Below are 10,745 nucleotides of genomic sequence, written 5' to 3'. Positions count from 1 at the left end.
CAGGGAAGCGGTGCCGTTGGTGGCGTTCGGGGTGGCGAGAGTTGGTTCGCGGGTCGGAGCGGGGCCGAGCAGGCGGGCGACCCGGGCCGCGTCGGCGGCCATCCGCCGCTCGACGGCCTTCGGGAAGCGGCGCTCCAGGATCCGGCGGGCGGTACGGGCGTTCTCCGGCGCCATCCCACCACCGGACCGGGAGAGGACCGTGACCAGCACCAGGCCGCCGATCAGCGGGACGTAGCGGTCAAGGTCGGCCAGCCAGTCGACGACCCTGCCCCCGCCCGCGAAGGCGGCTGCGGCGAAGGCCGCGGTCACCACCCACGGCGCCGCCCGCCGCAGGTGCGCGGCCCGCACCGTGCCCGGCGCCGTCCCGCCTGCGGCCGGCGCTGTCGGCCCCGTACCTGGTGGCACGACGGCGCGGCCGACCGCGAGGCCCAGCAGGCCGGCGGCCGCGGCGAAGAGCAGGCGCAGCAGCAGGCCGAGCTGGCCGAGGACGCTGCCGACCCAGGCCCCGGCTCTCGTCGCCAGCGCCTCGGCGGCCATCGTCGCGCCGGCGAAGGAACCGCTGATCCAGCCGACTCCCCCGACGACCGCGTAGGCGATCAGCAGGATCGAGGCGAACGGCGAGAACAGGCCGCCGCCGTAGTCGATGTTGCCGCGTTCGCCGTAGGTGTAGAACGCGTACAGCACCCCCCCGAAGCCGGCGATCGCGGCGGACAGCGCGAAGGCGTAAAGCTTCGCCCCGACCACGCTGATGCCCAGCGCCGCCGCGGCCCGCTCGTTCGTCCGGACGGCGATCAGCCGCCGTCCCGCGCGCCCCCGCCGCAGGTTCGCCACGGCCAGCCCGAGCAGGACGAACGTGAGCAGCGACAGGGTCGCGAACCCGCGCGGGTGCGTCACCTTGTCCAGACTGATCCCGAACAGGGTCGCGTCGCCGACCTCCGTCCCCTCGAGCGTGCCGAGATCACCGAAGAGGGCACCGAGCGGGCTTGCCGCCGGCGAGTGGTAACCGCGCTGGAACAGCAGCGCGTCCACGGCGGCACCGAGGCCGAGCGTCACGACGGCCAGTTGCAGGCCCCGGGTGCGCAGCGCCGGCAGCGCGAACAGCACGCCGACGACCGCCGTCCCGGCGACGCCCACCACGAGGGCAGCCTCCAGCGGCCAGCCCCGGGTGGCGACCAGCCGTCCGGCGATCAGTGCCGCGATCCCGGAGAAGGCGAGCTGCGCCAGCGAGAGCTGCCCGGTGAAGCCGACCAGCACCACGACCGACAGGATGATCGTCGCCCAGATGGCGTTCGCGTTCAGCGCGTTCACCCAGGACGCCGGCAGCAGCCACCACACGGCGACAAGCGCGCAGCCGACCGTGATCCCCAGCGCCCGCCAGTGCACCCGGCCGCTACCCAGCACCGGATGGCGCTCGGCGACATGGCCCCGGTCGGGAATGCCGCGCCCGCGCACCGCCAGGTAGAACACGATCACCGCGAGCGGGACGGCACGGTCGACACCCCGCCAGGCCGGATGGTCCGCGACCAGGTGGACCTGGGTCTCCAGCTCCACGACGCCCAGCGCCAGCGCCCCCACCAGCACCGCCGGCAGCGACCGGAACCGGGCGACCAGCGCCACCGCCAGCCCCGGGACGATCAGCAGCATCAGACCACCGGCCGACAACGGATTCTGCAGCGGCGCGAGCAGCACACCGCCCAGCCCCGCCAGCGCCGACCCGGCCAGCCACGCCCAGCTCGCCACCGCGTCCGGCGACCAGCCCAGCGACGCCGCGGCCTGCGGATTCTCCGTCACCGCGGTCGCCGCGAGCCCGAGCGTGGTGAACCGGAACACGGCCCACAGCCCCGCCACGACGGCAGCCACCACGGCGAGCCGCACCAGGACGTCCACCCCGACCGCGGTGTCGAACAGGGTCACCTTGCCGGTCGGCAGCACGGTGGGCGAACGCCGGACATCCCCGCCGTACATCAGGGTCAGCAGCGACTGGATGACGATCAGCAGGCCGAGCGTGGCCATCAGGCGCAGCACGGCCGTGGCCTGGCGCATCGGGCGGAGTACCAGCTGGTGGAACACCAGGCCGACCGCCATCGTCGACCCGACGGCGAGCACCGCCGCCGGCGCCGCGGGCAGACCCCACTCGTCGCGCGCCCCGTGGAACGCGTACGCGGCCCACGCCAGCAGCGCGCCCTGCGCCATGTTCAACACGCCGGCACCGCGCTGGATCACGACCACGCCGGTGGCGACGAGCGCGTACAGCGCGCCGGCACCCAGGCTCAACAGGGCGTAGCCCATGACGTCGTCCACGGCCGCCCACCTCACATGGCACCGGTGACCGGTGCCTGCCTGCGCTCGGGATGGTCACAGAGGACCCCCCGGAAGCCCGCGAGAAGATACGCGGAACCATACGACCACCGCGACAATACTGATCACGGTGACGGGAGCGAACGTAAGGTCGTGAATGGTCGCCGGACAAGCAAACCAGCCACAACTCACCGGCCCCAGACCCCGCCGGCACCGCTCCGAGGGGCCCGGACCAGGGCATTCAGCCCTCGACCGGCGTCCGGGAGACCCTACGTCACACCAGCCGCCGACGAATCGCCACCTTTGGACCCGGCTGCCGCCGGCAATGGACGGCCACCGCAATTCCACCAGCGTGGGGACACACCGAAGTGCCGGGCGCGGGAGTCAGCGGGGGGTGCCGAAGACCTGGGTCCAGTAGACGCCGTACTCGCCGCCGTCGAAGCGGGCCACGCCTGTCTGGCGGACCTCGGGGCGCAGGATGTTCGCGCGGTGCGGCGGGCTGTTCATCCAGCCGGCGACCACCTCGGCGGCGGTGCGCTGGCCGGCCGCGATGTTCTCGGCCACGACGGCGTAGGAGTAGCCGGCGGCCAGGACCCGGTCGGCCACCGTGATGCCGTCCGGGGTGTCGTGGGCGAAGAATCCCCGGGTCGCCATGTCGGCGCTGTGCCGGTGCGCCGCCGCGGCCAGCCGCGGCTCGGTGACCAGGGCGACCAGGCCGCCCCGGGCTCGTTCGACGTTCGTCAGCGCCACGACCTCGGCGAGGTCCCCACCGTCCGGCGCGCGGGAAACTCCCCCGGCCGGCCCGGCGTCGACGCCGCCATCAGCGCTGACATCGACGCCGAAGTCGCGGGCGAGCCCGGCCAGTCCGTCCGCGTAGCCCAGGCCGAGCGCGCGGATCTTCCAGTTCCTGTCCCGCCGGTAGAGCTCGGCGAGCTGTAGCGCCGTCTGCGTCCCGAGGCGGGGTGGGCGCAGCGTCGCGATCGTGCGGCCGGCGGCGCGCAGGGTGGCCAGCGGTGGTGGCAGCCGACCGAAGGGGGTGGCGCCGTCGGCGGGGCTCGCGACCAGGACGACCCGCTCACCGCCGGGGCGCAGGCCATCCAGGTCGAGCTCGACGGAAGGCACGCCCGCGGTGGCGCGCAGGGTGACACCGGGACCGGTCGGCTGGTTGTAGAAGATCATGTCCCGGTCGCCGGAGACTCGGCCGTCCGGCCCGAGGACCAGAGCGGTCACATCGAAGGGACCGGGGAGTGACAGCGCGACCACGGGGCCGGGCAGGGTCAGGTTCGCGCCGGACACCAGCTCCGTCATCCGGCCCTCCGCCTCTCTTTCTCACCAGTCACCGGGCTCCGCGCATCGACACAGGCGCATCGGTAGTACCGCGCATCGGTACGGCGCCGCCCCACCACACGTGGAACGAGCGACACGCGGAGAGGTTCCGCCGGGCCCACGGCCCGAAGGGACGTCTAGATCGCGCGGCCGCGCAGGACGATGAGGTCGGGGGCGCGCAGTACGCGGACGTCCGCGGTCGGGTCCTCGGGGTAGACCACGAGGTCGGCGGGCGCGGCCTCCTCCAGGCCGGGTCGGCCGAGCCAGCGGCGGGCGTCCCAGCAGGCGGCGCTCAGGGCCGTCCGCGGCGGGAGGCCGGCGGCGACGAGCTCGGCCACCTCGTCCGCCACCAGGCCGTGCGGGAGGGAGCCGCCGGCGTCCGTGCCGACGTAGATCGGAATGCCGGCCGCGTGCGCGGCGGCCACGGTGTCGTACCGGCGGGCGTGCAGGTCGCGCATGTGGCGGGCGTAGGTGGGGAACCTCGCCTCGGCGCCGGCGGCGATCCCTTCGAAGGTCGCGATGTTCACCAGGGTCGGGACGATCGCGACGCCGCGCTCGGCGAACAGCGTGATGGTGTCGGCGGTGAGCCCGGTGGCGTGTTCGACGCAGTCGATGCCGGCCCGGGCCAGGTCCGCGAGGGAGTTCTCTGCGAAACAGTGTGCCGTCACCCGGGCGCCGTGGGCGTGTGCGGCGTCGATCGCGGCGCGGGCCGCGTCCGGCGGCCAGCAGGGGGCGAGGTCGCCCACGGACCGGTCGATCCAGTCACCGACGAGTTTGACCCAGCCGTCGCCGCGGCCGGCCTGCTCGATGACCTCGGCGACGAGGTCCCCGGGGTCCACCTCGGCCGCGTAGCCGCGCAGGTAGCGCCTGGGCCGCGCGATGTGCCGGCCGGCGCGGATCAGTCGCGGCAGGTCCGGGCGGCCGTCGATCCAGCGGGTGTCGGACGGCGATCCCGCGTCGCGCAGCAGGAGGGCGCCGGTGTCCCGGTCGGTGCGGATCTGGTCTTCGGCGGTCGCGGCGTCGGTGGCCCCGGTCGCGACGAGGCCCACGTGGCAGTGCGCGTCGACGAGGCCGGGAATCGCCCACCCTGACACGGTGCGCACGTCGCGCGCGGCGGCCCCGGTCGGGGCGGAGAAGCTCACCCGCCCGTCGACCACCCAGGCCTCATCCCGGACGTCGTCGGGGCCCACCAGGACGTGGCCGGTGATCCGCAGCGTCGGCGTGGTCGTCACGCCCTCCATCTTCCCCGCCTGAAGCGGCCGTCCCCCGGGGATACCGCCGGATCGGCGGCCCCGGGGGCCCGGCGGCGTGACTCAGAGGTCGAGCTGTGCCTCGTTGGTGCGCAGGCGGTGCCGGGACAGCGCGAGGTTCGCTCGCGACTTGTCGAGCACCAGGTAGAGGAACAGCCCCCGCCCGGAGTGGCTCTGCAGCAGGCGGATCAGGTGGTACTGGCGGCCCAGGGTGATGAGGATGTCCTCGATGGAGTCCGCCAGACCCAGGCTGTCCATGGTGCGGATCTTCGCCCGGATCACCTCGGTGTTACCGGCCGCTGCCACCTCCAGGTCCAGGGTGTGGCTGCTTCCCAGCGTGCCGAGCGTCATCCCACTGGTGAAGTCGACCAGCGCGACCCCGGTCGCACCATCGATCTCCATCGCTTCCTTGAGAGCGATGTCGACGCTGTTCATATTGCCTCCCGCACGTATTTCCTGAGTATCCGGAACGCCGGGCTCCGAACGCTCCGACGAGTTCTCCTGCTGCTCAGTCGCAGCTACATTCGACCGCTCGAACCAGGTGTTCTCGGCCCGTCTACGCATCTCGCCCCACTGGCCCATGCGCCCCGCCCGGTCGCCGAGCGCGGTCAAGATCCCGCGCCCCCTCCCAGGCCGGGACGCCCACGAAGATCCGGGAACGTGTGCTGGTCAGATGCGTGGGGGACCCGCGGGCGGGGAGCGGGGGCAGCCTCAGGCCCACCGTGACACCAATGCACCACCGGCCGGCTCCCAGCCGGCAGGAAAGATCGAGAAACGGCTTGGCGAACATGGTCCACCACAGCACCGACCCCCCGTTCCCGGCACCGGGACCCGTCAACGGAATCGCCTGCACCGCAACAACTTCGGCGCCGGTCACCCGACACCGTCACCCCAATCTCCGAACCCGGCTCCGAATTGCTTCGAACAGCTGGTTGCGGACATTACGGAGTACTCAGAGGCCAACGCCGACCAGGAAATACACATTCACAAACGTGATGTACATCATATTCGCGAGGGTAATACTCTCCGTGATAGATATGGTCGCGCAGAGCGTGTGCCATCCAGGCCAGCGGACGCGTTTCATCCAGCCCGGAGACGTACGTCATCCGAACCGGGAGACGCGTGTCAGCCGGGCAGGAGATCCGTGCCCGGCGGGAGCGTTCCGGCCTCGGCCGTGCTCTTCAGGTAGGCCCGCAGGCTGCGCCGCAGCTCCTGGGCCGCCCGCGGCGGCTCGACGTCACGGCGGTGGGCCAGCCCGATCGTCCGGTGCAGACCGGGCGGGGCGAAGGCGGTGGTACGCAGCCGCTGGCGCCGGGCGACCATGCTCGGGATCACCGCGGCACCCAGCCCGGCCTCGACGAAGCCGACCACCGCGTCCATCTCCCCGCCCTCGATCGCGAAGGTCGGCTCGAAGCCGGCGATCCGGCAGGCACTCACGGTGAACTCCCGGAGGTCGTAGCCCCGGCGGAACATCACCAGCGGGCGGTGGCGCAGGTCGGACACCTGGAGGTGGCCGTCCCGCGCCGGCGGCGGGGAGTTCTCGGACGTGACGACGACCAAGTCCTCGCGCAGCAGTGGCGTGGTCGACAGCGCCGGATCCGAGCTGTGCAGCGGAAGGATGATGAGCGCCAGGTCGAGGTGGCCCTGCGCCAGGTCGCGGATGAGATCGCGTGAGCCGCCCTCCTCGACGAGCAGCCGGATGCCCGGGTAGTCGAGGTGGAAGGCGTGCAGCACCTCGGGCAGGAACCCGGTGCACAGGCTCGGCGTCGCGCCCAGCCGCACGGTGCCGTGCCGCAGATCGAGCAGCTCCTGCACCTGACGGCGGGCCGTCTCGGTGTCGGCGAGGATCCTTCGTGCCAGCGGGAGCAGTGTCTCCCCTGCCGGAGTGAGTGTGATGTTCCCCCGCATTCGGTTGAACAGGGGACTACCCAGCTCCTGTTCCAGGGCACGGATCTGTTGCGAGAGGGACGGCTGCGCTACGTGCTCACGCTCGGCCGCACGGGTGAAGTGCCTGGTCTCGGCCACGGCCACGAAATACGCAAGCTGATGGAGCTGCACACCTTAGGGTAGCTGACGATAGTTACTGGCTATCGAGATCAGGCCCATCATGTCTTGGACCACTCGGAGACTTGTCCTTAGGGTTTCCCAACGTGGCTGTAACGAACGACGCGCGGCCTACGTCCCCCGTAGGCATCTTCTGGCGGTCCACCATCGGCAAGAAGGCTGTGATGGCCGTCACCGGGGCGGTGATGCTCCTCTATCTCCTCGCCCACATGCTCGGGAACCTGAAGATCTTCTTCGGCCGCGAGAGCTTCGACGAGTACGCGCACTGGCTGCGCTCGATCGGAGTGCCGGCGCTCCACGAAGCCTGGTTCCTCTGGGTCATGCGAGCCCTGCTGCTCGGGGCGGTGGTCCTGCATGCCGCGTCGGCGTACCAGCTGAGCCGGCGCGACCTCAGGGCCCGGCCGCAGAAGTACTCGCACCGGCAGCGGCTCGAGGCGAGCTACGCCGTGAACACGATGCGCTACGGCGGCATCATCATCGGCCTGTTCATCATCTACCACCTCCTCGATTTCACGGCTCTGACGCTCAACCGCAACGGGGTTGAGGGCGCCGCCTACGACAACGTGGTGTCCAGCTTCTCCGTGTGGTGGGTCACACTTTTCTACATCATCGCCATGCTAGCGCTCGGTCTCCACATCCATCACGGATTCTGGAGCGCTGCTCGTACCCTCGGCGTGCACAGTGCGGCCCGGGAAAAGAACCTGAAGGCCGTCGCGACCGTGCTGGCGGTCCTCCTCTCGGCGGGTTTCATGGTCGTTCCCATCGCCGTGCTGGCCGGATTGGTGGACTGAGATGCCCGAGACGACCTCCCTCGGCTCTGGCGGAGGCTCCTACTGGACGGTGGGCGACGACATCGTCGACACCGCCGCCCCGGACGGCCCGATCGAAACCCGCTGGGACCGGCGCAAGTTCGCCGCCAAGCTGGTCAACCCCGCCAACCGCCGCCGCCACACCGTGATCGTGGTCGGTACCGGCCTCGCCGGCGGCGCGGCCGGCGCGACCCTGGCCGAGCAGGGTTACAACGTCATCCAGTTCTGCTTCCAGGACTCGCCCCGGCGCGCGCACTCGATCGCCGCGCAGGGCGGCATCAACGCGGCGAAGAACTACCGCAACGACGGCGACTCCGTCTACCGGCTGTTCTACGACACGGTCAAGGGCGGCGACTTCCGCGCCCGCGAGTCCAACGTCTACCGGCTCGCCCAGATCTCGACGCAGATCATCGACCAGTGCGTCGCGCAGGGCGTGCCGTTCGCCCGCGAGTACTCCGGCCTGCTCGACACCCGCTCCTTCGGCGGCGTGCAGGTCCAGCGGACCTTCTACGCGCGGGGCCAGACGGGCCAGCAGCTGCTGATCGGCGCCTACCAGGCGCTGTCCCGCCAGATCGACGCCGGCGGGGTGGAGATCCACCCCCGCACCGAGATGCTCGACCTGATCGTCATCGACGGCCGGGCCCGGGGCATCGTCGCCCGCGACCTGGTCACCGGCAAGATCACTCCGTACCTGGCGGACGCGGTCGTGCTCGCCACCGGCGGCTACGGCAACGTCTTCTTCCTCTCCACGAACGCCAAGGGCTCCAACACCACGGCGACGTGGCGGGCCCACCGGCGCGGGGCGCTGTTCGCCAACCCCTGCTACACGCAGATCCACCCGACCTGCATCCCCCGTTCCGGGGAGTACCAGGGCAAGCTCACGCTGATGAGCGAGTCGCTGCGCAACGACGGCCGCATCTGGGTGCCCAAGCAGAAGGGCGACACCCGCTCGCCGGACCAGATCCCCGAGGCCGAGCGCGACTACTACCTGGAGCGGATCTACCCGGCCTTCGGCAACCTGGTCCCGCGTGACATCGCGTCGCGCGCGGCGAAGTACCAGTGCGACGACGGCCGCGGCGTCGGCCCGGGTGGGCTCGGTGTGTACCTCGACTTCGCCGACGCCATCAAGCGCATGGGCGAGGACAAGGTCCGCGAGAAGTACGGCAACCTGTTCGAGATGTACGAGCGGATCACCGGCGAGGACCCGTACAAGGTCCCGATGCGGATCTACCCGGCCGTCCACTACACGATGGGCGGGCTGTGGGTCGACTACGACCTGCAGAGCTCCATCCCCGGGATGTTCGTGATCGGTGAGGCCAACTTCTCCGACCACGGCGCGAACCGCCTCGGCGCCAGCGCCCTCATGCAGGGCCTGGCCGACGGCTACTTCGTCCTACCACCCATGATCGGCAACTACATCGCCAGCACCAAGCTGGGCTCGGTCAGCCTGGACGACCCGACGGTGACGTCCGTGGTCGGCGAGGTCACCGGCCGGCTCGGCCGGCTGCTGGAGATCAACGGCGACCGCACGCCCGACTCGTTCCACCGCGAGCTCGGCGAGCTCATCTGGGACGAGTGCGGCATGGGCCGCACCGAGGCGGGCCTGCGCAAGGCGCTCGCCCGCATCCCGGAGATGCGCGAGGAGTTCTGGCGGCGGGTGAAGGTGCCAGGCGACTCCGGCGAGCTGAACCAGTCGCTGGAGAAGGCGAACCGGATCGCGGACTTCCTCGAGTTCGGCGAGCTGCTGTGCATCGACGCCCTGCACCGCGCCGAGTCCTGCGGCGGCCACTTCCGCGAGGAGAGCCAGACCCCGGACGGCGAGGCGCTGCGCGACGACGAGCGCTTCGCCTACGCGGCGGCGTGGGAGTACACCGGCGGGGCCCCGGTGCTGCACCGGGAGCCGCTGCAGTTCGACTACGTCCACCTGGCCCAGCGCAACTACTCGTGATCCTCCTGGTCGGCCGCCGCCCGTCGCCCCGATGTGGGGCGGTACGGTGGCGGCCGGCGACGGGGCTGCCAGCGGCGGCCGGCACACGTCCCACCGGGTGAGCCCGGGCGGCCGTGGGCACGTCCCGTCCGGAGCAGCCAGCGGCCGCCGGCCGCTCCGGACGCGCCCCTCCCCCGCTTCCCGCTCCCCGCCATCAGTCTTCCCCGCGCCACAGGCGGCGCGATCATGGACGTCCGCGCGCCGCGCGACGAGCCCACAGCACTCGAAGGAGCCCCGACCGTGAACCTCACCCTTCGGATCTGGCGGCAGCGCGGCCCGGAGGACCGCGGTGCCATGGTCACCTACGACCTGCCCGACGTCAGCCCGGACATGTCCTTCCTCGAGATGCTCGACGTGCTCAACGAGCGGCTCATCCTCGAGGGCCAGGATCCGGTGGCCTTCGACCACGACTGCCGCGAGGGCATCTGCGGCGCGTGCGGAGTGGTCATCAACGGCCAGGCGCACGGCCCGCGTGACCGCACCACGACCTGCCAGCTCCACATGCGCTCGTTCAACGACGGCGACGTCATCGACGTCGAGCCGTGGCGGGCCGGTGCCTTCCCGGTCGTGCGGGACCTGGTCGTCGACCGCTCCAGCTTCGACCGCATCATCGGCGCCGGCGGCTACATCTCGGTGGTCACCGGCAGCGCGCCCGAGGCGCACTCGACGCCGGTGCCCAAGCCCGTCGCCGACGCCGCGTTCGACAACGCGACCTGTATCGGCTGCGGTGCCTGCGTGGCGGCGTGCCCGAACGGGTCGTCGATGCTGTTCACCTCGGCCAAGGTCACCCACCTCAACCTGCTGCCCCAGGGCGCCCCGGAGCGCGAGACCCGGGTCCGCAACATGGTCGAGGCCATGGACGCCGAGGGCTTCGGCGGCTGCACCAACACCGGTGAGTGCACCGTGGCCTGCCCGAAGGGCATCCCGCTGACGAGCATCGGGAACCTGAACCGCGAGTACCTGCGGGCCGTCACCCGGCGGTAGCCGCCGTCCCGCCCACACCGCCCACAC

8 protein-coding genes are annotated in these 10,745 nt (G+C 71.5%); 3 read left to right on the top strand and 5 right to left on the bottom strand.

What is annotated here, in order from left to right; all coding sequences use genetic code 11:
• From FMEAI12_RS01355 to FMEAI12_RS01335, 5 genes are all read right to left on the bottom strand, one after another.
• The coding region (locus tag FMEAI12_RS01355) for an ABC transporter permease (protein WP_112104695.1) at positions 1 to 2,301 on the bottom strand (2,301 nt) is incomplete at its 3' end.
• Between the two features lie 381 nt (positions 2,302 to 2,682).
• On the bottom strand, positions 2,683 to 3,606 hold the full coding sequence (locus FMEAI12_RS01350) for a CAP domain-containing protein (RefSeq protein ID WP_112104694.1): 924 nt from the start codon (positions 3,604 to 3,606) through the stop codon (positions 2,683 to 2,685).
• A gap of 155 nt (positions 3,607 to 3,761) precedes the next feature.
• Positions 3,762 to 4,856: an amidohydrolase family protein gene (locus tag FMEAI12_RS01345; protein ID WP_112104697.1), complete on the bottom strand. Its 1,095-nt coding sequence runs from the start codon at positions 4,854 to 4,856 to the stop codon at positions 3,762 to 3,764.
• A gap of 81 nt (positions 4,857 to 4,937) precedes the next feature.
• Positions 4,938 to 5,309 carry a hypothetical protein gene (locus FMEAI12_RS01340; protein WP_112104693.1) on the bottom strand — a complete coding sequence of 124 codons (372 nt, stop codon included), beginning with the start codon at positions 5,307 to 5,309 and terminating at the stop codon, positions 4,938 to 4,940.
• Between the two features lie 690 nt (positions 5,310 to 5,999).
• Positions 6,000 to 6,932 (bottom strand): LysR family transcriptional regulator, encoded by a 933-nt coding sequence (locus FMEAI12_RS01335; RefSeq protein WP_112104692.1) that lies wholly within the window; start codon positions 6,930 to 6,932, stop codon positions 6,000 to 6,002.
• A 134-nt stretch (positions 6,933 to 7,066) separates the two neighbouring features.
• Here FMEAI12_RS01335 and FMEAI12_RS01330 point away from each other — a divergent pair, with 134 nt between their 5' ends.
• From FMEAI12_RS01330 to FMEAI12_RS01320, 3 genes are all read left to right on the top strand, one after another.
• On the top strand, positions 7,067 to 7,729 hold the full coding sequence (locus FMEAI12_RS01330; RefSeq protein ID WP_304598611.1) for a succinate dehydrogenase cytochrome b subunit: 663 nt from the start codon (positions 7,067 to 7,069) through the stop codon (positions 7,727 to 7,729).
• A 1-nt stretch (position 7,730) separates the two neighbouring features.
• Entirely contained in the window at positions 7,731 to 9,695 is a 1,965-nt protein-coding gene (locus FMEAI12_RS01325; RefSeq protein ID WP_112104690.1) for a fumarate reductase/succinate dehydrogenase flavoprotein subunit, read from the top strand.
• A 279-nt stretch (positions 9,696 to 9,974) separates the two neighbouring features.
• The gene (locus tag FMEAI12_RS01320) at positions 9,975 to 10,718 is read left to right on the top strand and encodes a succinate dehydrogenase/fumarate reductase iron-sulfur subunit (protein ID WP_112104696.1); all 744 of its coding nucleotides are present in this window, start codon (positions 9,975 to 9,977) and stop codon (positions 10,716 to 10,718) included.
• Positions 10,719 to 10,745: the final 27 nt, after the last annotated feature.

Source organism: Parafrankia sp. Ea1.12 (genome assembly GCF_900465275.1).
Classification (GTDB): Bacteria; Actinomycetota; Actinomycetes; order Frankiales; family Frankiaceae; genus Parafrankia; species Parafrankia soli.
This window is presented reverse-complemented; position numbering and strand designations above follow the sequence as displayed.

Coding starts and splice junctions, on each gene's coding strand:
- FMEAI12_RS01340 (WP_112104693.1), bottom strand. CDS start 5,309: ATGAACAGCGTCGACATCGCTCTCAAGGAAGCGATGGAGATCGATGGT.
- FMEAI12_RS01325 (WP_112104690.1), top strand. CDS start 7,731: ATGCCCGAGACGACCTCCCTCGGCTCTGGCGGAGGCTCCTACTGGACG.
- FMEAI12_RS01350 (WP_112104694.1), bottom strand. CDS start 3,606: ATGACGGAGCTGGTGTCCGGCGCGAACCTGACCCTGCCCGGCCCCGTG.